This window comes from Pseudomonas sp. Teo4 (assembly GCF_034387475.1).
GTDB lineage: Bacteria > Pseudomonadota > Gammaproteobacteria > Pseudomonadales > Pseudomonadaceae > Aquipseudomonas.
The window spans coordinates 734,001-754,861 of the sequence record NZ_JAXCIL010000001.1; the positions used below are offsets into that span (position 1 = coordinate 734,001).

The following is a 20,861-nucleotide window of genomic DNA, read 5'->3' on the forward strand; positions in this document are numbered from 1 at the left end:
CATCCAATCTCTTCATTTCAGCCAGCAAGCGTCTGCCGGGATAATGATCAGGTCTTGCATCAGGAGTACTTGTTCATGCCCGAAGAACGTTACATGCGCGAAGCCCTCGACCTGGCCCGCGCCAATATCCAGGCCGGCGGCAGGCCCTTCGGCGCCGTGCTGGTGTATCAGGGCAACGTGGTGGCCCGCGCCGTCAACGAGATCCACAGCACCCAGGACCCGACCACCCATGCCGAAATGCAGGCCATCCGCCAGGCGGCCCAGGTTTTGGGCCAGGCGCGCCTGGAGGGGGCCGAAATCTATGCCAGCGGCCACCCGTGCCCGATGTGCCTGGCTGCCATGCACCTGTGCGGCATCGAGCGCGCCTGGTTCGCCTATGACAACGACGAAGGCGAGCCCTATGGCCTGTCCACGGCGACTGTCTACGCCCAGATGGCCCGGCCGCCACAACAGCAGAGCTTGCCGCTGCGCCCCTTCAAGCCTGACGGTGAAGCCGGCCTTTACCTTCAGTGGAAGCAGGCCAACGGGCAATGAGGGGCGCATTGAACCTGTTGCTGGTGGTGCTGCTGGCATTGAACCTGCGGCCCATCCTGACCAGTATCGGCCCGCTGCTCGAACCGATGCGTGAAAGTACTGGCCTGGGCTACCAACAGGCGGCGTTGCTGACGGCGCTGCCGGTGCTGTGCATGGGGCTGGTGCCATTGCTGCAGCCTTGGCTGCGGCGTTGGCTCAGTGAACACGGTGGCATGCTGGCCGGGCTGTCGGCCATTGCCCTGGCGTGCCTGTGGCGCCTGCAACTGGGCAGCGCCGCGGCGTTGATCGCCAGTGCGGTGCTGGCCGGGCTTGGCGTGGCCGTGGTCCAGGGCATGATGCCGGGGTTGGTCAACCGCTGGTTCCCAGGCCGCCTGGCAGCGACCATGGGGCTGTACTCGGCGGCGCTGATGAGCGGTGGGGGCCTGGCGGCGGTGCTCGGGCCGCATCTGAGTGGCTACTTCGGCCGCTGGCAGGCAGGCCTGGGGCTATGGGCGATTCCAGCGCTGCTGGCGGTCATCGCCTGGGCGGCGCTGCGCCCCCGCCGGGACGCACCGAAACTGGACGGGGCAGAAGGAGGTCACTGGTTCGGCAACCGTCGGGCCTGGTTGTTGGCGCTGTACTTCGGGCTGATCAACGGTGGATACACCAGCATGGTTGCTTGGCTGCCGGCGTATCACCTGGAGCACGGTGGCACGGCGCAGGGCGGTGGCGACCTGGTGGGGCTGATGACGATTTTCCAGGTGGCGGGTGCCTTGGGGCTGCCTTTGCTGTTGCGCCGCTGGTTCGATCGGCGCCCAGGGCTGTGGCTGGCCTTGTCGATTCAGCTGGTCGGTTTCCTGGGGCTGTTGCTGGCGCCGACGTTGGCCACAGGAGCCTGGGTGGCAATGATTGGCTTTGGCCTGGGCGCGTGCTTCAGCCTGAGCCTGACCTTGACCCTGGAACACCTCAAGAGCCCGGCCGAGGCGGGCAGCCTGGCGTCCTTCGTGCAGGGGATCGGCTTCATCATCACCGGTATCGTGCCCTACATCACCGGTTGGTTGCGTGATGTGAGCGGCGATTTCCAGGCGTCCTGGACATTGCTGGCAGTTACCGTGCTGGCGATGCTGCTGGTGACGCTGTGCTTCGCCCCGCGCGGCTATGCCGCCGCCATCACCCGACCGGGCCAGGCCAAGCAGGCGCCTGCGGTCAGCTGAGGCGCTGCAGGGTGTCGACGACCCGGTCCAGGGCCGGGTCGATGTCCAGCAGCTCGATCGCACCGAAGCCCATCAACAACCCAGGGCGTACCGGGGCTTCGTGATAGAAGGGGGCCAATGAGTAAAGGCCCACTTCCACCTTGCGGGCCAAGTTGGCCAACAGTTCCACGTCCACCTCTGGCCGCGCCAGCGCGCTGAGGTGAAAGCCGGCGCTGGCGGGCACAGCCTGAAACCACGGGGCCAGGTCACCCTCCAGCCGTGACAGGATACGCTCGCGCCGGGCGCTGTAGATTTCGTGGCAGCGGCGGATGTGCTTGTTGAGGTGGCCTTCGCCGATGAAACGCGCCAACGCCCACTGCAGCAGCGTCGGGCTGTGCCAGTCGGTCAGGTGCTTGGCCACGCAGGCCGCTTGCAGTACGGCGGCCGGCAGCACCGCATAGCCCAGGCGCAGCTCGGGCAGCAAGGTCTTGGAGAAGGTCCCGACATAGGCCACCAGGCCGTGTCGGTCCAGGCGCTGCAGGGCGTCCGAAGCAGGGCCGTGATAGCGGAATTCGCAGTCGTAGTCGTCTTCGATGATCAGCGCGCCAAGCGCTGCGGCGCGTGCCAGCAAAGCCTGACGCCGGCCTTCGCTCATGGGCATCCCTAAGGGAAACTGATGCGAAGGGGTGACATAGATCAGTCGCGTGCCATCGGCGATCTGCTCGACGCACATGCCTTGATCATCCACCGGTACCGATTGCAGGCGTGCGCCCAGAGCCAGGAACAGTTGCCGTGCCGGCGGATAGCCGGGGTCTTCCATGGCCACCTGGCAACCCGGCTCTATCAGCACGCGGGCGATCAGGTCCAAGGCTTGCTGGGCGCCGTTGCAAACCAGCACATCCGCCGCACTGCAGTGCACGCCACGGGCGTAGGCGATGTGGTGGGCGATGGCTTCACGCAGCTCAGGCAGCCCCTGGGCCGGGAATTGCCGCTCGGGGTGGCGCTGGCTGCGGCGTAGCGCGTAGTTCAGGCAACTGCGCCACTGGTCGAAGGGAAACTGTGCCTTGCTCGACGCCCCGCCGACGAAATCATAGCGCGAAGGCGCTTCCAGGGTACGCCTGGCGAGCACCGTGGCCCGCTGCTGCCAGCGCTGCAGTGAGTCGGCAGCGGCCAGGGGGATGGCGTGCATATCGTTCGCGCTGACCGGTTGGCGCGGGGTGATGAAGGTGCCTCGGCCCACCACGCCACTGAGCAGGTTGTCGTAGGTCAGGCGTGAGTAGGCTTCGGCCACGGTCTTGCGTGACACCCCCAGTTGCTCGGCCAGCAGCCGGGTTGGCGGCAGCTGGGTGCCTGCGGCCAGGTGACCACTGTCGATGCCAGCGCGCAGTTGCTGGTAGAGCTGGTCGGCCAAGCCTTTGCGGCCGTCCAGGCGGATGTGCAATTCCATGGTTGGGGTCCGGAGCGCAGGAGTGCTCAGGATAGCGGATACCGCACTGCGCGGCGCCCCTAGAATCGCGCCGTACTCACGGTGATGTACCTTTTATCCGGCAGGGCGATGCGAATCACCGTTTCATCAGCCGGCGCCTTGCGCTTCTGCTTGATGCGTACCCCCTCCACCGCGACGGCGTTCATGCGGTGGTTGATGGCGCGGCCACTGGCGTCGAAGAACACATCACTGGCCAGCAGCTCGATACGTTCGACCAGTTGTCGGGAGCGCTCATCGGTGGAGCAGAAGAACAGTACGCCCGACAGGTGCGGGTCGTCGTCGGGGTTGCTGACGTCATGCGCCAGCAGTTCGCGCAGGGCGCTGCGCAGTTCGGCCGTTGCGCGCTGGTATGTCTGCATGTGGGGGCATCCTCTGGATTGCGAGCGGGGTCGGGCCGCGAGTTCCTTGCGGCCTTGTTTCATCCAGTGCCGATCATGTTTTCACTGGGTAGCGGCGACAAGTAAGACGCGTCCGTTACTTGCGTGGGAAATTTCCGAACTTGCCGTTGTTGATGCGCGTCGGTCCGGCTGGAATTGCCGTAGGGCCCTTTGGCACAATGCCTCGCTTGATAGCGCGTTGCCGAGGAGTACCGATGAACAGCCATTTTCAAGCCGTCGACCTGAAGAAGGCCTACCGCCTGCTCAATCACGGGCCGACTGTACTGGTGTCGGCAAACCATGCAGGGGTGGACAACGTCATGGCTGCAGCCTGGGCCTGCGCGCTGGACTTCGACCCGCCCAAGGTCACGGTGGTGCTGGACAAGATTGCCCGCACCCGGCAATTGGTCGAGGGCAGCGGCTGGTTCGTGATCCAAGTGCCCACCGCCGCTCAAGCCGAGCTGACCCATGAGGTCGGCACTCGCAGCCTGTTCGACCAACCCGACAAGCTGGCCAGCATCGGTGTCGAGCTGGCCCATGTCGAAGGCTATGCCGCCCCCCTGGTGCAAGGGTGCTCGGCCTGGTTGATGTGCCGGGTGATCGACGAGCCGCACAACCAGAGCACCTATGACTTGTTCATCGGCGAAGTGGTGGCGGCCTGGGCTGATGACCGGGTGTTCCGCGACGGGCACTGGGCCTATGAGAATGCCGACCCACAGTGGCGTAGCCTTCATTACGTGGCGGGCGGGCATTTCTATGCCATTGGTGAACCGGTGGTGGTCGGGCAGCAGGATCAAGACTGACTGCTTCGCCGGCAAGCCGGCTCCCACAGGTACTGCGGTGGTCTCAAGGTTGTCGCGGTCCATGGACTGCCCCCCAAAAGTTGGACAGTTTCAGCCAGTGACCTGAGTCCTGTAATCGACAGGGCTCAGGCCATTGAGCTTCAGTTTGATCCGGTCATGGTTGTAGTAATGGATGTACTCTTCCAGACCTGCCTTCAGCTCCTCAACACTCTCAAATCGCTTCAGATAAAAAAATTCAGCCTTGAGTGTGCCGAAGAAGCTTTCCATAGCTGCATTGTCCAGGCAATTGCCCTTGCGAGACATGCTTTGCTTTACGCCACGTTCATTGAGCTTGTGGCGGTATTGAGCTTGCTGGTAGTGCCAGCCTTGATCAGAGTGGATCACTAGCTTGGGCTTTTCTCCCAAGCGATTGAGAGCTTTCTCCAACATATTTCCAACCAAGCTATAGCTGGGCCGGCTGGCCGTTTCATAGGCAATGATTTCTCCGTTGTACAAGTCCAACACTGGCGACAGATAGAGCTTTTGCTGAGCTACCTTGAACTCAGTGACATCGGTTACCCATTTCTGGTTAGGTCGCTGAGCGATGAAATTGCGTTCCAGCAGATTCTTGGCCACTTTGCCGACGCACCCCCGGTAGGAGCGGTATTTTTTCGGGCGCACCACAGATTTCAGGCCGAGCCGAGCCATTAGCCGTTCGATAACTTTTTTGTTGACCAGGGTCCCTTGGCTTCTGATCGCCAACGCCACACGCCGATAGCCGTACAGCCCCCTCTCCTTGTGATAAACGCGCTGCACCAACTCGTTGAGCGCGGCATGCTTGTCCGGCTTCTGCTGGCTTTTGATCTGGTAATAGAACGTGCTGCGCGCCAGGCCTACTAATTCCAGAAGGTCTGGTAACGGAAATCTGCGTTTGAGTTGGGAGACAATCAGGGCTTTTTCGCCCGTGTTCGCTCCTTTTCCTCTCGCAGCGCTTTGAGCTCCTTTAGGACAGCGTTCTCCATGCGCAGGTATTCGAGTTCAGCCATCAGCTGTTCTCGGGATTTCTCCGTGTCGTTGGAGTCCGTGGGTTTGGCTGGCTTGATTCTCTTGGCCACGTTGGTCGGCTTTCTCTGTTGAATAGCTGTCAGGACGGTAGGGCTGCCACTGTAGTATTGCCGCTGCCAGATGCCTACCTGAGAAGATTGCCCTAAACCAAAATGTGCCGCCGTTTGGCGCATCGAAAGCCGATGCTCCAGCATGTACTGCAACACCTGCCGCTTGAAGTCATCGCTGTAGCGCTGTCCGTGTGATCGCGGGCCAAGACCTGCACTGGCCTGATGGCTCGCCACCCACCGTCTCAACAGACTGACATCGAGCCCGAAATGCCTGGCCACCTTTCGGAAACCATCACTGCCAGTTAGGTAGGTCGTGATTGCAGCGAGCTTGAACTGCTCGGTGTACTTGCCCATAGATCCCCCAAGGGTTGGATTTGTGTCCAACTTCTTGGGGGCAGTCCACCATGTGGGAGCAACTGTCTTGTGCTGCCTGTACCGGCCTCATCGCCGGCAAGCCGGCTCCTACAGGTACTGCGGTGGTCTCAAGGTTGTCGCGGTCCATGTGGGAGCCGGCTTGCCGGCGATAGGGCCGGTATCGGCAATCACAATGCCGCCGCCCCGGCCTTGGCCACTTCGGCATCCTGCTCGGACTTGACCCCGGAAACACCAATGGCGCCCACCACCTGGCCGTCGATCCGCAGCGGCACGCCGCCTTCCAGGCTGGTAAGCAGCGGCGCGGTGACGAACGCGGTGCGCCCGCCGTTGACCATCTGCTCGTAATCGCGGGTTTCCTTGCGCCCCAGCGCCGAGCTGCGGGCCTTTTCCATGGCGATGTAGGCGCTGGCCGGGGCGCAGCCATCCATGCGCTCCAAGGCCAGCGGGTGGCCGCCGTCATCGACCACGGCGATGGTCACGTTCCACTGGTTGGCCTGCGCGTGCTGGCGGGCGGCGTTGAGCAGGCGGCTGACTTCGGCCTGGCCGATCACGGACTTGCTATGCATGGGGGGACTCCTGATTCAAGGCAGCTTCGACGATTTCGATCCAGTGCCGCACCGGTGTGCGCCCGGCCCCGTCGAGGTGGGTCTGGCAGCCGATGTTGGCGGTGGCGATGATCTGCGGTTTGCCGCTTTCCAGCGCGTCGAGGCGGTTGTCGCGCAGCTGTTGCGACAGCGCTGGCTGGGTCAGCGAATAGGTGCCGGCCGAGCCACAGCACAAGTGGCCGTCCGGCACCTGGGTGAGGGTGAAGCCCAGGCGCGTCAGCAGGCTTTCGACCGCGCCGCCGAGCTTGAGGGCATGCTGCAGGGTGCACGGGCAATGGAAGGCCAGCCGCTGTTCGGCGCACAGGCCTAGACGCTCGACCGGCTCATCGCGCAGAACCTCCACCAGGTCCCGTGACAGGGCGCTGACCCGTGCGGCCTTGACAGCGTAGCGCGGGTCTTTTTCCAGCAAGTGGCCATAGTCGCGCACGAACGCACCACAGCCGCTGGCGGTCTGCACGATGGCTTCGGCGCCGGCTTCGATGGCGGGCCACCAGGCGTCGATATTGCGCCGTGCGCGTTCCAGGCCTTGCTCCTGGGCGTTGAGGTGGTAATCCACCGCGCCGCAGCAGCCTGCTTCGAACGCCGGCTCGACACTGATGCCCAGGCGGTCCAGCAACCGCGCAGCGGCCGCGTTGGTGTTGGGCGACAGCGCCGGTTGCACGCAGCCTTCCAGCAGCAATACCTTGCGGGCATGGCGCGGTGCCGGGCGCTCGCCGGGGGCGGCGACTTGCAACGGCAGCTTTTGCTTGAGCGCTGCTGGCAGTAACGGGCGCAGCGCCTGGCCGGTGCGGCTCAGGGCCTTGAACAGCGCCGGGCGTGGCACGACTGCCCGCAGGCCCTGGCGCAGCAAACGCTGACCGAGCGGGCGGGGCACCTGCTGTTCGACCACGGCGCGGCCGATGTCCAGCAGGTCGTGGTATTTCACCCCCGAGGGGCAGGTGGTTTCGCAGTTGCGGCAGGTCAGGCAGCGGTCCAGGTGCTGTTGCGTGTGGGCTGTTACCGGGGCGCCTTCGAGCACCTGCTTGATCAGGTAGATACGCCCGCGCGGCCCGTCCAGCTCATCGCCAAGCAACTGGTAGGTGGGGCAGGTGGCAGTGCAGAAGCCACAGTGCACGCACGAGCGCAGGATGCTTTCGGCCTCATCGGCGCGGGCCAGGCGTTTGGAGGCTTCGCTCAGATTGGTTTGCATGGCGTGGCCTCACAGGTTCGGGTACAGACGGCCAGGGTTGAACACCCCCTGAGGGTCGAGCTGTTGCTTCAGGGCGCGGTGGTAGCGCATCAGCGCAGCCGGCAGTGGTGCGCTGCTGTCATCGCCCGTTGCATAGCCGGTGGCATGGCCGCCGACCTTGGCCACCTGCTCACGAATCAGCGCCGCTGGGGCGGTGGATTTGAGCCAGCGCTGCGCACCGCCCCAGTCGATGAGCTGCTCGCCCGGCAACTGCAGTTCACCAGTGGCAGTGGGCAGCGACAGGCGCCACAGCGGTGCCGGGGCCTTGAAGAAGGCCAGGCGCTGCTCACGCAGGTCGCTCCAGAACCGGCTGTCGAGCACCTCGCCACCCAGGCGTTGGCGGGCCGACTGCACCGAGCCTTTGCCGCCTTCCAGGCGCAGGTACAGCGCGTCGCCGTCGTGGCAGGCGGCGCTGATCGGCAGCGGTTGCTGGCCCCATTCGGCCAGTTCCGCCAGGGCCTGGTGGCGCGTCATGGGCAGGCGCAGGCTCAGGCATTGCCGAGGGCGTGGCAGCACTTTCAGCGACACCTCGGTAAGCAGGCCCAGGCAACCGAAACTGCCGGCCATCAGCCGTGAAACGTCGTAACCGGCAACGTTCTTCATCACTTCGCCACCAAAGCGCAGCAGCTTGCCGTGGCCGGTGATCACCCGTGTGCCCAGCACATAGTCGCGCACCGAGCCGGCCCACGGCCGCCGTGGCCCGGACAGCCCCGCCGCGACCATGCCGCCGAGGGTGGCTCCATCCCCCAGATGGGGCGGTTCGCAGGGCAGCATCTGCCCGGCTTCATGCAGCGCCGCCTCGATCTCGCGCAGTGGTGTGCCGGCCCGGGCGGTGAGCACCAGTTCGGTCGGGTCGTAGCTGACGATGCCGCGATGGCCACGGGTGTCGACGATTTCCCCGGCCACCTGGCGGCCAAGCATGGCCTTGCTGTTGCCGCCCTGGATGCTTAGCGCGGTGCCCAGGTTAAGTGCCTGGTTGACCTGCTCCAGCAGGTCCTGGCTGAGGTCGCGGTCCATGCTCATCAGAAACGCTCCAGTTCGGGGAAGGGCAGTTGGCCATGGTGCACATGCATCGCGCCGAATTCGGCGCAGCGGTGCAGGGTGGGAATGTTCTTGCCGGGGTTGAGCAGGCCCTTGGGATCGAACGCGGCCTTCACCGCATGGAACAGGGTGATTTCGTCGCTGTTGAACTGTGCGCACATCTGGTTGATCTTTTCCCGGCCCACACCGTGCTCACCGGTGATCGAGCCGCCCACCGCCACGCACAACTCCAGAATCCGTCCGCCAACGGCCTCGGCGCGCTCCAGCTCGCCCGGCAGGTTGGCATCGAACAGAATCAGCGGGTGCATGTTGCCGTCACCGGCATGGAATACGTTGGCCACGCGCAGGCCATACTCCCGCGACAGTTCGGCGATGCCCTTGAGTACCCGTGGTAGCTCGCGGCGCGGAATGGTGCCGTCCATGCAGTAGTAATCCGGCGAGATCCGCCCCACCGCCGGGAAGGCGTTCTTGCGCCCGGCCCAGAAGCGCACCCGCTCGGCCTCGTCACAGGCCAGGCGCACCTCGCGGGCACCGGCTTGTTCCAGCACGGCAGCGACGCGTTCGCAGTCGTCGTGCACGTCGGCCTCGACCCCATCGAGCTCGCACAGCAGGATCGCAGCCGCATCCACCGGGTAGCCGGCATGGATGAAGTCCTCGGCGGCGCGAATCGCCAGGTTGTCCATCATTTCGAGGCCACCAGGGATGATCCCGGCGGCGATGATCTCGGCCACCGCCCGGCCGGCGTCCTCGACGCTGTCGAAACTGGCCAGCAGCACCCGCGCCACCTGGGGTTTGGGCAACAGCTTGACGGTCACTTCGGTGACGATGCCGAGCATGCCTTCGGAGCCGGTGAACAGCGCCAGCAGGTCGAAGCCCGGGCTGTCCAGGGCATCGCTGCCCAAGGTCAGGCGCTCACCTTCGACGGTGAGGATTTCGACCTTGAGCAGGTTGTGCACGGTCAGGCCGTATTTCAGGCAGTGCACGCCACCGGCGTTTTCAGCGACATTGCCGCCAATGGAGCAGGCGATCTGCGAAGACGGGTCTGGTGCGTAGTACAGGCCGTGGGGCGCTGCCGCCTGGGAAATCGCCAGGTTGCGCACCCCGGGTTGGACCCGGGCAAAGCGGCCTTGGGGGTTTATTTCAAGGATGCGATTGAAGCGTGCCATCACCAGCAGCACCCCCTGGCTCAAGGGCAGGGCGCCCCCGGACAACCCGGTGCCCGCACCCCGTGCCACCACCGGCACACCCCGTTGGTGGCAGAGTTTGAGCAAGGTCTGCACCTGCTCCAGGCGCTCCGGCAGCACCACCAGCAGCGGTACGGTGCGGTAGGCCGACAGGCCGTCGCATTCGTAAGGTTTAAGGTCTTCGGGCTGGTGCAGCACCTCGAGGTCCGGCAGTGCCTCGCGCAAGGCCTGCAGCAGGGCCGGCTTGTCGATGACGGGCAGCGGGCCGTCGAGGCGTTCGTCGTAGAGGATGTTCATCGAGCGTACCCTGCGCAGTGCTTATTATTATGCCCGGTGTAGTGTGCGCATCCGGGGGGCTTGGCCCGGGGGTAAGGGTAGCTGCTCCTGTCCGTTGCTGGGTTTATGTGCGCCCCAGGTTTGGGCCGGGTGGCTGCGTCATTAGCACTTCAGCCAACGGGACTCCTGACCGAAGCCTCTGCAACAGTGCAGGTTCTGTCAGGTCCGACGCCAGCGCCCGTTCAATGACCGCAGCCAATGCGTCGGCGGGCAACGCCACCACACCATTGTCATCCGCCAACACCAGATCCCCCGGGCTCACCACCACATCCCCACAGTTGACCGGCACGTTCAGCTCGCTGGCCGTGCCGCCCACCAGCTTGGTGGTCAGCTGGCTGGTGCCTCGGGCAAACACCGGCAATTGGTCAGTGCGCAGTTCGTTGAGGTCGGTGACCACCCCATCGACGACGATGCCCACGGCCCCCGCACAGCGCGCTGCACATTGGGTCACAGCGCCGACACAGGCATGGGAATGGTCGCCGGCCATGTCGATCACCAGCACATCGCCCGGCACAAGGCTGATCAGCGCGCGGTTCACCGCACAGGCATCGGCTTCGGCCAGGCGCAGGGTCACGGCACGGCCGACAATGCGACCGCCCGGGACCATGGCGCGAATCTCATGGCTGACGAACCCACGTTCAAGAAAGTGCCCGAGGGTGGCAAAGCTCACTTCACGCAATTGGGCCATCAGGTGGTCGAGGTTCATTGTCCATTCTCCTTGGCGATCAGTTCGGCAACGCAGTCGATTTCCAGGCTCACGCCCCACAGTTGCACGCACACAGTGGTGCGGGCGGGCGGCGCGTGGCCGAGGATTTCGCGGTACACCTCGTTGAACGGCTCCAGCTGGGCCGGGTCGGTGAGGTAGGCGTTGACCTTGACGATGTGCGACAGGCTGGAGCCGGCGGTTTCCAGAATGGCGGCGAGGTTGGCAAAGGTCTGGCGCACCTGGCCCTTGAAGGACTCTGGTTGTTCGTCAAAGCTGCCAAGCGAAGGGATCTGCCCTGCGGTGAACACCAGATGGCCGCTGATGACTGCTTGGGAATAAGGCCCTACAGGGCTGATGGTACCGGGGGCTGCGTGGATGCGTTTCATGGTTTCTCCTTGTGTGGGTAGGGCGTACCGCCGCGCGCGACGGCGGCACGCGGCAGGGTCAGAACAGCGCCAGGCTGTAGCTGACGATCAGGCGGTTCTGTTCCTGGTTGGGGTCGATCTGCGAGTGCAGCAGGCCTTGGCGCCAGGCCAGGCCCAGGCCTTTGAAGGCGCCACTCTGGATCACGTAGTCCAGGCCCAGGTCGCGCTCCCACTCGGAGGCGTCATGGCCCGAAGTGGTGCGAATGTCGTCACCCTTGAGGTACATCAGCGAGAACTTCAGGCCCGGCACACCGGCTGCGGCAAAGTCGTAGCTGTACTGGGCGAAGGCGGTACGCTCGCCGGCGCGGTTGAAGCTGGCGAGCATGCGGTCGGTGTGCAGGTACAGGCTGGCGCCGCCCGAGCCCTTGCCGGCCAGCGAACCCTGGTTCGGCTGCACGAAGTTGCTGGCATCGGACACTTCCTGATAGCCCGCCATCAGGGCATGACCCTGAACGGCGTAGGTGAGGGCCGCGCTCCAGGTGTGGTTGTCGAGCTTGCCGTCACCATCGTCGGTGAAGCCGCCCACCCGGTAACCGGCCGCACGCCCGGCAGCGCTGTCGTTGGCGCCGTCGGCGGTGGTGCGGAAGTAGCGCAGCTCGGTTTTCAGTGTCTGCCCTTCGGCGAGGGGCAGGGTATGGATCAGGCCGAGGAAGTGCTGGTTGTAGTAGTCCTCGAGATTGGCGAAGTAGTACTGGGCGGTGAGCTGTTTGCCGATCTGGTAGTCGCCGCCGGCGAACAGGAACTGGTCGCTCTCGCGGCTGCCCCCGGCAATCGCCAGGCCCGTGCGGTCGCTGGAACCTCGCCCGGTGGCGCGGTTCAGGCGCCCGCCGGTCAAGGTCAGGCCGTCGAGCTCGCTGGAGGTCAGCTGGGTGCCTTCGAAGGTTTGCGGCAGCAGGCGGCCGTCGTTGTAGGTCAGCACCGGCAGCTTGGGCAGCAACGTGCCGTGGCGAAGCTCGGTGTTGGACACCTTCAGCTTGGCGGTCAGGCCCAGGCGGCTCCACTGGTTGGCGGCGCCGTCGCCGTCATCGGGGATCATGCTGCTGCCGCGATGGCGGCCTGCGCCGCTGTCGAGTGTCACGCCCATCAGGCCCAGGGCATCCAGCCCCACGCCCACGGGGCCGTCGGTGTAACCGGACTTGAAGTCGAGCACGAACGCCTGCGCCCATTCCTCGGTCTTGCTCTGCCCAAGGCTGCCGGCCTGGTCGCGAAAGTCGTTGCTGAAGTAGAAATTGCGCAGGCCCAAGGTGGCATGGCTGTCTTTGACCAGCTCGGCCTGGGCGAACGGGGACAGCGCAAGCGCGCCTGCGGTGATCAGGTACTTGTTCATCGATAAACTCTGCAAACGGAAAGTGAAGGGGCCCGCCCGCACGACGGGCACTCGGTTCGGGGCGGCTCAATGCCGCGCGGTGTCGATATCCCGCTTGAAGGTTTCGGTGAGCAGCAGCAGGGCGATCAGCGAGACGACCGCCGAGCCGATCATGTACCAGGCGATGGACGAGCCCTTGCCGGTCATCGACAGCAGGGCGGTGGTCACCAGCGGCGTGGCTGCGCTGCCCAGAAGGCCCGAGAGCATGTAGCTGATCGACAGCCCCGAATAGCGCACCCGGGTGCCGAACAGTTCGGCCAGGAAGGTGGCGATGGGGCCGTAGTTGGCGGCGAAGGCGGTCATCAGCAGCAGGTAGCCGGCGAACACCAGGCCCAGCACTTTGGTGTCCATCAGCCAGAACATCGGGAACGCCACCAAGGCTTCGGCGATGATCCCGCCGATGATGATCGGCTTGCGCGCGACCCGGTCGGACAGCGCGCCGAAGAATGGCAGCAGGGCGATGCAAGCCGCGCAGGACACCAGCACCACCGTGAGCATTTCGCCGCGGCTGAAGCCCAGGGTCTGGGTGCCGTAGGTGAGGCCGAAGGCCACGATCAGGTTATACGAGGTGCCGGTGGACATGGTCGCCACGCCGCCCAGCAGCACTTGCTTCCAGTACTTGCGCATCACCTCCAGCAGCGGCACCTTGACCTGCGTGCCTTTGTGTTCCACCGCCTTGAACGAAGGTGTTTCATGGATGTTCAGGCGAATGTACAGCCCCAGCGCGATCAGCAGCACACTGAGCAGGAACGGCACGCGCCAGCCCCAGTCCAGCAACTGCTCGTTGCTCAGGGTGGTGGCGAACAGCAGGAACACCAGGTTGGCCAGCATCGTGCCCGCTGGTACGCCAATCTGTACCCACGAGCCATACAGCCCGCGCTGGTGTTTCGGCGCATGCTCCACCGCCATCAACACCGCGCCGCCCCATTCGCCACCCAGCGCCAGGCCCTGGATGATGCGCAGGGTCAGCAGCATGATCGGCGCCCAGATGCCCACTGACTGGTAGCTTGGCAGCAGGCCGATGGCGAAGGTCGCCGCGCCCATGGTCAGCAGCGAGATCAACAGCATCGACTTGCGCCCCAGGCGGTCGCCGAAGTGGCCGAACAGCGCCGCGCCGATGATCCGCGCGCCGTAGGCCGAGGCGAAGGTGCCGAAGGCCAGCAGGGTGCCGACCAACGGGTCGAAGCCTGGGAAGAAGATCTTGTTGAACACCAGGGCCGAGGCCGTGGCGAAGAGGAACAGGTCATACCACTCGACGGTGGTACCGATTACGCTGGCCACCGCGACTTTTTTCATATCGGCGGTGCGTTGTGGTTGCACGTCGGCAACCTCGGTGTACGCAGGACTGGTCATTGCCATTTTCTCCCGAATGATGGGTTCTCGTTGTTCTTGGCAGTTGAAGGTGTCGCGTGTAGTTGTTGTTTTTCGGGCAAAGCGTGCCCGGGACGCCCGACGGTTCACGTTGTCGGGCGCCTGGGGTAGAGCAGGGGCGGTCAGTAACCTAAGGTGGGGTCGACCCGGTTCAGCAGCGGTTCGCCGGCCTCCAGGCGGCGAACGTTTTCAGCGACCTGCTGGGCGATGCAGGCGTGGGAGGCGCAGGACGCCATGTGTGGGGTGATGACGATGCCTGGGGTGGTCCACAGGCGATTGTCCAGCGGTAGCGGTTCCTTCTCGAACACATCCAGCACTGCGCCGCGCAACCGGCCGCTGCTGACTGCCGCGATCAGGTCGTCGGCCTGCAGGTGCTGGCCGCGCCCGCAGTTCACCACTGCCGCGCCCGGGGCCAGGGCCTGGAACGTATCGCGGCAGAGAATGCCGCGGGTGGCAGCGGTGAGTGGCAGCAGGTTCACCAGCAGGTCGAGGCCATCGAGGAAACCGTCGAACTCGGCCGGGCCGGCGAACGTGCGCACGGCATCCAGGCGTTTTTCGCTGCGTGCCCAGCCGCGAACCGCGTAACCGGCGGCGGCCAGCTCGGTGGCGATCGCACCGCCCAGCGAACCCAGGCCCATGATGCCTACATGGAAGTCGCCGGCCGGCCGTTGCGGGTGGCGCAACCACTGTTGGCGTTGCTGCTGCGCCATGGCCAGGTCGAAGTCGCGGTGGTAATGGGTCACGGCCCAGCGTACGTATTCGGCCATGCCCTGGCGGTGCGCCGGGTCGACCACGCGGCAGATCGGCAGCGCTGGCAGATGCGGGTCGTTGGCCAGGTGGTCTACACCGGCGGCCACCGAGTGGATCAGCTTGAGGTTGGGCAGCGCGCCCAGGCTGCCGGCCGGTGGGAACCAGCAGGCGGCCACTTCGGCCTCGCACGCAGCCGGGTCATCGGCCAGCACCACCGGCACCTGCGGGGCGCTGCGGGCGAAGGCCGACTGCAGTTGGCCGAGCAGCACCGGGTCGGTCGAGAGCAATACCAGCGGTTTCATGAGCAATACGACTCGCGTTGGTGTTCGATCAGGGTCAAAGCAGCATTCCAGCTCAAGTCGACGATCTGCGCCGACTCGTCGCGTTCAAACTGCGCAGCGGTGTGGCGGCACACTTCTTCGGACGGGTACACCAGCTTGCTGTTGCCAGCCAATGCCTGGATCTGCGCCTGGCAGGCGCGTTCGAGGAAGTGGATTTCATGAAACGCCGCCGCCACGCTGCTACCGCCGGCCAACAGGCCGTGGTTGCGCAGGATCATCGCCTTGTGTGGCCCCAGGTCGGCGATCAGCCGTTCGCGCTCGTCCAGCGACAGGGCAATGCCCTCGTACTGGTGGTAGGCCAGCTTGCCGTAGAACTTCAGCGCATGCTGGCTGATCGGCAGCAGCCCGTGCTCCTGGGCCGACACGGCGATGCCAGCGGCGGTGTGGGTGTGGATCACGCAGTGCATATCGGGGCGGGCCATGTGGATCGCCGAGTGGATCACGAAGCCTGCGGCATTTACCCGACGCTCGCCGAAGGCCTCGTCCACCACGTTGCCATGCTGGTCGATGCGCACCAGGTCGCTGGCCCGCATGCGGTCGAAGATCACTCCATAGCGGTTGATCAGAAAGTGATGCTCAGGCCCCGGAATACGCAGGGTGATGTGGGTGTCGATCAGGTCGGTCATGCGAAAGTGCGCGACCATTCGGTACAGCGCGGCCAGTTCGCAACGTGCCTGCCATTCGGCATCGCTGATGTTGTGTGGCTTGCTCATGAAAACTCCTGGTTTAGCGAGCGATGACGGCTTCGGGCTGTTGGCCTTCGCCGCGCAGGCGCGCGAGGCCACAGACACCGATCAGAGAAAGGGCGGACAAGAAGGTGAAGAACAGCGCCAACGGCATCCACTGGCCGGCGAAACGGTCCGCCAGCAAGGTGCCGATGATCGGCGTACTACCACCGGCCAGGGCGCAGATCAGCTGGTAGGCCAGGGAGATGCCCGAGTAGCGCAGGTGCGCCGGGAAGGCTTGGGACATGTAGCCGGCAATGACCGCGTACAGCGCCGAGAGAGTGACCACCGCCAAGGCGATGCCGAGGGTCATCAGCACCAGGTTCTGGGTGCCGACCAGCAGGAACATCGGGTAGGGCACGGCCATGCACAGCAGCGCCACCAGCTTGAGGAAGCGGCCCTCGCCGAGGCGCTCGGCCAGCAGCGCGGCCAGCGGCTGGGTCAGGAACTGCAGGATGGTCACCAGGAACAGGCAGTCGAGGATGGTCGACCGAGGGATACCCTGGTACGTGGTGACGTAGGTGATCATGAAGGTGTTGGTGAAGAAGAACCCGGCCGAACCGATGGTCACCGCCAGGGCGGCGAATACAATCTGCTTCCAGCAATCACGTACCACTTCCAGCACCGGGTACTTGACCACTTCCTGCTTGGCCTTGGCCGCCTTGAACTCAGGCGATTCTTCGGCACCGAAACGAATGGCCAGGCCGACCAGCATCAGCACACCGCTGGCCAGGAACGGCAGGCGCCAGCCCCAGCTGAGGAAGTCGTCCTGGTCGAGCATCGACACCAGGCGAAATGCGATCAGTGCCAGCAACAGGCCTGCCGGGCTGCCCAGCTGGGCGAACGAGGCGTAGAACACCTTGCGCTTGGCCGGGGCATGTTCGCTGGCCATCAGCACCGCGCCGCCCCATTCGCCGCCCACCGAAATACCCTGGATCAGGCGCAGCACGACCAGGCCGATGGGGGCCCAGATGCCGGCAGTGGCGTAGCTGGGTAGCAAGCCGATGCCGGTGGTGGCAAGGCCCATCAGCAGCATGGTCACCAGCAACATCTGCTTGCGCCCCAGGCGGTCGCCCAGGTGGCCGAACACCATGCCGGCCATTGGGCGGGCGATGAAGCCCACGGCGAAGGTGCCGAACGCCGCCAGGGTGCTGAGCAAAGGGTTGCTGCTGGGGAAGAAGACCTGGCCAAGCACCAGCGCCGCCGCCGTGGCGTAGATGTAGAAATCGTAGAATTCGATGGTGGTGCCGACGAACGCGGCCGCCGCCGCACGACGCGGCTGGTTGGAGGTTTGCATGCAAGGCCCTTCTTGGAGTTATAGGCAGGGTTCTGGTCTGGCTAAGCCGGTCGCGCTCTCTGGCGCTTTCGGGTTTTATCGCCCTGGGGCTATGATTAGTCAATTTGCTAATTCTTATCCGTGGTATTAGCAGCGCTACTACTAGAGGCCAGGATGAACCCACCGAACTCGCGATCTGACGCTTTGGTCAACAAATGGGAGGGCCGGCGATTTCTCAACGACCGCCTGGATTGGAACCTGCTGCGCACCTACCTGGTGATTGGCCAGGAAGGCAGCATCAGCCGGGCTGCGGCACGCCTGCACATTACCCAGTCGGCGGTGAGCCAGGCGCTCAGGAGGCTGGAGGAACAGCTGGAATGTGCGCTGATTTTGCGCCGTGGCCCGCGCTTTGACCTGACGGCGGCGGGCGAGGAAGTGCTGCGTATCGCCACCGACATCTATGGCGATGTATCGCGCATCAGCGCGGCGGTGGAGCAGCGCAGCGATGCCGTGGCGGGTAAGGTAAGGCTGCTGACCATCAGTCGGGTGCAGTCCGCGCTTTACGACGAGTTCCTGGCCGACTTCCACGAAGCCCATCCACGGGTGGAGCTGGAAATCGAGGTGCTGCGCAGTGCCGACATCATCAGCTCGCTGTTGCAGAAAACCGCTACCGCCGGCCTTGGCCTGTGCCGCATTCCCCAGCCCAAGTTGGAGCAACGCCAGTTGCTGCGCCAGCGTTACGCGTTCTACTGCGGCCGCCGCCATCGCCTGTTTGGCCGCACCGATGTGGCGCTGGAGGACATGCAGGGTGACAGCTTCGTGAGCTTCGTCAGTGATCAGCTGGGCGGCAACCTGTCGCCCCTGGCCATGTTCAGGGACCAGCAGGGTTTTACTGGGCGTATCGTGGCATCGTCGTCCAACTTCGAGGAAATCCACCGTTTGGTGTGTGCCGGTTTCGGCATTGGCTGCCTGCCCGAGCACCTGGTGCAGCGCGACATCGAGCAGGGGCTGCTGTGGCGTTTGCCGCCTGCCGAAGGCATCGTCGATGTGGATTTGCTGCTGCTGTGGAACCGCGAGCAGCGGCTCACGGTGGCTGAGAGCGTGTTTCTGGAAAGTTTCCAGCATCGGTTGGCGACGCTGGATGGCGGTACGGCCTGAAAAAACGCGGGGCTTGTCACACCATATTCGGTGCTTGGCAGATCGAGCGCCGCCCGCGCGGCGCATCGCGAGCAAGGCTCGCTCCTACGTTTGTTTCGGGCCAGTTATGCCTGCGCCAAATGCGCGCGAACGCTTTCGCGCATGGCGCGATATCGCGTCGTACAAACAAGGCGGTCGCGCGCGCCTGTCACAGGCGTTATTGGCCGTAAACAAACGTAGGAGCGAGCCTTGCTCGCGATGCGCCGCGCGGGCGGCGCTCGATCCACGCATCACCTCCAAACCCAAGGCAGGCACTTCGAAGCCCCTCCCAAGACTCCGTGAAGAACCTTTTTTGCGGACCACCGCTACCCAGTGTGATCTCGCCCGCGCCGGTCAATGATCGGCGACCGGGTCATCCTGGGACAGAATGGCGCGCGCCAGCTCTTCATCGCTGGCCTGCAGGCCAGGATGGTCCTTGCGAGCCTGTTCCAGCGCCGACTCCACATAGGCGCCGCGAATCGCGCCACCGCTGGCGACGAAGGCAGAGAGCTCGTCGCGGGCAGGGATGATCCGTTTGTCATCCTTGAAGGTCGAGTACAGCGAAGCGGAAATACCGGCCGAGGTGGCGACATCACCCGCATCGACTTTGGCCAGGGCGGCTCCGGCAGGCAGCAGGAGCAGCAGTGCAGGGGCAAGGAGTAGTTTGCGCATAGCGTGTTCTCCAAAAGCTTGAAGCCCAAAGGGATTGGCACTCAATCTTTAAGAGGGTTCAGGACCGGCAGTAGTTCCATCGCCCAGCGTGCCGAGCGATTCAGCGGCAACCGCTGCGCAGGCGTCGGTAAAGCGCGTGTGGCGTGCCCGGGTCCTGCCCGACGAGCACATCGCCTTCCCGTGTGAACCCCACGCGTTCGGCCAGCCGCTGGCTGGCGCTGTTGGCCAGGTCGGTGGTAAGCCAGACAGGCGAGTCCACTGCCTCCAGCAGGCCCGTCAGTGCCTCGCCCATCAAGCCTTGCCCGCAGTAGTCCTGGCTGGCCCAGTAACCCACTTCGTACCCATCCTGGCCTGGGCGAAGGCCGATGCAACCAACCACGTCGGCGCTGTCCGGGGTCAGCACGAAGTAGCGCTTTTCGGCAGCAGGGTCGAGAAACTGTTCAGCGCTCACCTCAAGGCTTTCGCGCACTTCCTCCAGCGTCCAGTCAGGCTTGGCCCAGGCCAGGAACGTCTGGTGCAGGGCGTAGCTGCGCAGCAACGCCTTGTGCAATTGGGGCGCGATGTCCGGTATCGGGCGGCAGAGGCGGGTGCGTTCGGTGGCAACGGTGCGGGGTAAAGAAGGGTAGGGCATGGGGCCATCCTGGCAGTGTGTGACGGTGAATCTAACCACAGCGTGGCGGTGCTTTTCACGTGGAGGTTCGCGAGCGCCACCGAGCATTGACGCTGGCGATCTGGACGTGATTTGCTCGCAAGCCTGGGTGCAGGCCCGGATCACCGATCATTCAAGGGAAAATGAAGGTCCGCCATGTCCGAATACAAGTTGCACTGCTTCGCTGAATCCGGCAACGCCTACAAGGTGGCGTTGATGCTTGAGTTGACCGGCCAGGACTGGCAACCGGTGTTCGTCGACTTCTTCAACGGCCAGACGCGTGACCAGGTCTGGCGGGACGAGGTCAACGAGCAGGGCGAAGTGCCCGTTTTGGAGCACGCTGGCCAGACGTTTACCCAATCGGCCCTGATTCTGGACTATCTCGCCCAACACACTGGCCAGTTCGGCGGCCAGGACGAAGACGAAAAACGCGAAATCTGGCGCTGGATGCTGTTCGACAACCACAAGTTCACCAGCTACTACGCGGCGCTGCGTTTTCTGTTCTGCCTGAAGAAAACCGGCGAAACGGACGTGACCCGGTTCCTGCGCGAGCGGGCAACGGCGGCGTACAAGATCGTCGATGCGCACCTGGCCACGACCCCGTTCATGGTGGGCGCACGCCTGACCATCGCCGACCTGTCATTGGCAGGCTATGTGTTCATGCCCGAAGACACCGGTATCGCGCTTGCCGAGTTCACCCACATCGAAGCCTGGAAAGCGCGCATCAAGGCGTTGCCAGGGTGGAAGCACCCCTACGAACTGATGCCCCAGAAAGCTCCGGTCAGCCACTGATCGCAGGCTGTGCGCCGGTCACTTCGGTTACCGCTTGCGGGGTGGCGGCGCGCAGGATCACCCGCCGACGCTGTTCGTACTCATCCATCGACAGGCCTTGGCGTTGCAGGCCCTCCAGCTGCAATTGCAGGGTTTCCTGCGCAGTGTATGGGCGCAGTTCGGGGTGGTTGGCACAGCCGCTCAGCAGGGCGACGCCGAGTGTGGTGAGGGCTGCGAGCAACAGGCGGGCGGTGGTGTTCATCGAAGGGCTCCAGGACTCGGCGTTCAGGTTGGTCGAATCAATGGGGCAAGGTTATTGGCTAGTATCTCCCGATAGAAATTGCTGTTCTCGATAGTGACTATCGAGCGCATCATGGGCATTCGAGGTGTGTACAACG

General features: G+C 64.4%; 22 protein-coding genes. 5 read left to right on the forward strand and 17 right to left on the reverse strand.

Going from position 1 to position 20,861, the window contains the following annotated elements; all coding sequences use genetic code 11:
* The first annotated feature begins 75 nt into the window (after positions 1-75).
* Together PspTeo4_RS03635 and PspTeo4_RS03640 are read left to right on the forward strand one after the other, a co-directional pair.
* Complete coding sequence (locus PspTeo4_RS03635) at positions 76-534, forward strand: nucleoside deaminase (RefSeq protein WP_322362357.1); 459 nt, start codon at positions 76-78, stop codon at positions 532-534.
* On the forward strand, positions 531-1,727 hold the full coding sequence (locus PspTeo4_RS03640; protein ID WP_322362358.1) for a CynX/NimT family MFS transporter: 1,197 nt from the start codon (positions 531-533) through the stop codon (positions 1,725-1,727). The genes PspTeo4_RS03635 and PspTeo4_RS03640 overlap by 4 nt, the downstream gene beginning before the upstream one ends.
* Here the strand turns inward: PspTeo4_RS03640 and PspTeo4_RS03645 are convergent.
* Both PspTeo4_RS03645 and PspTeo4_RS03650 read right to left on the reverse strand, forming a co-directional pair.
* Positions 1,720-3,153, reverse strand: coding sequence for a PLP-dependent aminotransferase family protein (locus tag PspTeo4_RS03645; RefSeq protein ID WP_322362360.1), 1,434 nt, complete (start codon positions 3,151-3,153; stop codon positions 1,720-1,722). The genes PspTeo4_RS03640 and PspTeo4_RS03645 overlap by 8 nt on opposite strands.
* Before the next feature lie 59 nt (positions 3,154-3,212).
* Positions 3,213-3,551: a hypothetical protein gene (locus PspTeo4_RS03650; RefSeq protein ID WP_322362362.1), complete on the reverse strand. Its 339-nt coding sequence runs from the start codon at positions 3,549-3,551 to the stop codon at positions 3,213-3,215.
* Between the two features lie 233 nt (positions 3,552-3,784).
* Between PspTeo4_RS03650 and PspTeo4_RS03655 the strand changes: the two genes are divergently transcribed.
* Positions 3,785-4,372 carry a flavin reductase family protein gene (locus PspTeo4_RS03655; RefSeq protein WP_322362363.1) on the forward strand — a complete coding sequence of 196 codons (588 nt, stop codon included), beginning with the start codon at positions 3,785-3,787 and terminating at the stop codon, positions 4,370-4,372.
* 90 nt (positions 4,373-4,462) lie between these two features.
* Here PspTeo4_RS03655 and PspTeo4_RS03660 read toward each other — a convergent pair.
* From PspTeo4_RS03660 to PspTeo4_RS03715, 12 genes are all read right to left on the reverse strand, one after another.
* Positions 4,463-5,820 (reverse strand): IS3 family transposase gene (locus PspTeo4_RS03660; protein WP_322362364.1). Its coding sequence is split into 2 segments (ribosomal slippage): positions 4,463-5,352 and positions 5,352-5,820, totalling 1,359 coding nucleotides; the frame shifts between segments, so codons are not numbered across the junction.
* A gap of 188 nt (positions 5,821-6,008) precedes the next feature.
* Positions 6,009-6,407 carry a heme-binding protein gene (locus tag PspTeo4_RS03665; RefSeq protein ID WP_322362365.1) on the reverse strand — a complete coding sequence of 133 codons (399 nt, stop codon included), beginning with the start codon at positions 6,405-6,407 and terminating at the stop codon, positions 6,009-6,011.
* Entirely contained in the window at positions 6,400-7,635 is a 1,236-nt protein-coding gene (gene glcF / locus PspTeo4_RS03670; protein WP_322362366.1) for a glycolate oxidase subunit GlcF, read from the reverse strand. The genes PspTeo4_RS03665 and glcF overlap by 8 nt, the downstream gene beginning before the upstream one ends.
* A gap of 9 nt (positions 7,636-7,644) precedes the next feature.
* Positions 7,645-8,697: a glycolate oxidase subunit GlcE gene (gene glcE / locus PspTeo4_RS03675; protein WP_322362367.1), complete on the reverse strand. Its 1,053-nt coding sequence runs from the start codon at positions 8,695-8,697 to the stop codon at positions 7,645-7,647.
* On the reverse strand, positions 8,697-10,196 hold the full coding sequence (gene glcD, locus PspTeo4_RS03680; RefSeq protein ID WP_322362368.1) for a glycolate oxidase subunit GlcD: 1,500 nt from the start codon (positions 10,194-10,196) through the stop codon (positions 8,697-8,699). Before glcD ends, glcE begins: the two co-directional genes overlap by 1 nt.
* A 103-nt stretch (positions 10,197-10,299) precedes the next feature.
* Positions 10,300-10,941, reverse strand: a complete 642-nt coding sequence (locus PspTeo4_RS03685) for an RraA family protein (RefSeq protein ID WP_322362369.1) — start codon at positions 10,939-10,941, stop codon at positions 10,300-10,302.
* A complete protein-coding gene (locus PspTeo4_RS03690) occupies positions 10,938-11,327 on the reverse strand; it encodes a RidA family protein (RefSeq protein ID WP_322362370.1) in 390 nt (129 codons plus the stop codon). Before PspTeo4_RS03690 ends, PspTeo4_RS03685 begins: the two co-directional genes overlap by 4 nt.
* A 58-nt stretch (positions 11,328-11,385) precedes the next feature.
* Complete coding sequence (locus tag PspTeo4_RS03695; protein ID WP_322362371.1) at positions 11,386-12,693, reverse strand: OprD family porin; 1,308 nt, start codon at positions 12,691-12,693, stop codon at positions 11,386-11,388.
* Positions 12,694-12,759: 66 nt separating this feature from the next.
* Positions 12,760-14,085, reverse strand: a complete 1,326-nt coding sequence (locus PspTeo4_RS03700) for an MFS transporter (protein ID WP_322362372.1) — start codon at positions 14,083-14,085, stop codon at positions 12,760-12,762.
* A 140-nt stretch (positions 14,086-14,225) separates the two neighbouring features.
* The gene (locus PspTeo4_RS03705) at positions 14,226-15,155 is read right to left on the reverse strand and encodes a glyoxylate/hydroxypyruvate reductase A (protein ID WP_322362374.1); all 930 of its coding nucleotides are present in this window, start codon (positions 15,153-15,155) and stop codon (positions 14,226-14,228) included.
* Complete coding sequence (locus tag PspTeo4_RS03710) at positions 15,152-15,907, reverse strand: class II aldolase/adducin family protein (protein ID WP_322362376.1); 756 nt, start codon at positions 15,905-15,907, stop codon at positions 15,152-15,154. The genes PspTeo4_RS03705 and PspTeo4_RS03710 overlap by 4 nt, the downstream gene beginning before the upstream one ends.
* A 13-nt stretch (positions 15,908-15,920) precedes the next feature.
* Entirely contained in the window at positions 15,921-17,216 is a 1,296-nt protein-coding gene (locus PspTeo4_RS03715; protein ID WP_322362377.1) for an MFS transporter, read from the reverse strand.
* A 153-nt stretch (positions 17,217-17,369) separates the two neighbouring features.
* On the opposite strand from PspTeo4_RS03715, the gene PspTeo4_RS03720 reads away from it, so the two are divergent.
* Positions 17,370-18,353: a LysR family transcriptional regulator gene (locus PspTeo4_RS03720; protein ID WP_322362378.1), complete on the forward strand. Its 984-nt coding sequence runs from the start codon at positions 17,370-17,372 to the stop codon at positions 18,351-18,353.
* Between the two features lie 372 nt (positions 18,354-18,725).
* Here the strand turns inward: PspTeo4_RS03720 and PspTeo4_RS03725 are convergent, their stop codons facing one another.
* Positions 18,726-19,043 (reverse strand): DUF2388 domain-containing protein, encoded by a 318-nt coding sequence (locus PspTeo4_RS03725; protein WP_322362379.1) that lies wholly within the window; start codon positions 19,041-19,043, stop codon positions 18,726-18,728.
* Between the two features lie 100 nt (positions 19,044-19,143).
* Positions 19,144-19,674: a GNAT family protein gene (locus PspTeo4_RS03730; RefSeq protein WP_322362380.1), complete on the reverse strand. Its 531-nt coding sequence runs from the start codon at positions 19,672-19,674 to the stop codon at positions 19,144-19,146.
* Positions 19,675-19,848: 174 nt separating this feature from the next.
* On the opposite strand from PspTeo4_RS03730, the gene PspTeo4_RS03735 reads away from it, so the two are divergent.
* Entirely contained in the window at positions 19,849-20,484 is a 636-nt protein-coding gene (locus tag PspTeo4_RS03735; RefSeq protein ID WP_322362381.1) for a glutathione S-transferase, read from the forward strand.
* Here PspTeo4_RS03735 and PspTeo4_RS03740 read toward each other — a convergent pair.
* Positions 20,474-20,725, reverse strand: a complete 252-nt coding sequence (locus tag PspTeo4_RS03740) for a hypothetical protein (protein ID WP_322362382.1) — start codon at positions 20,723-20,725, stop codon at positions 20,474-20,476. The genes PspTeo4_RS03735 and PspTeo4_RS03740 overlap by 11 nt on opposite strands.
* Between the last annotated feature and the right edge of the window lie 136 nt (positions 20,726-20,861).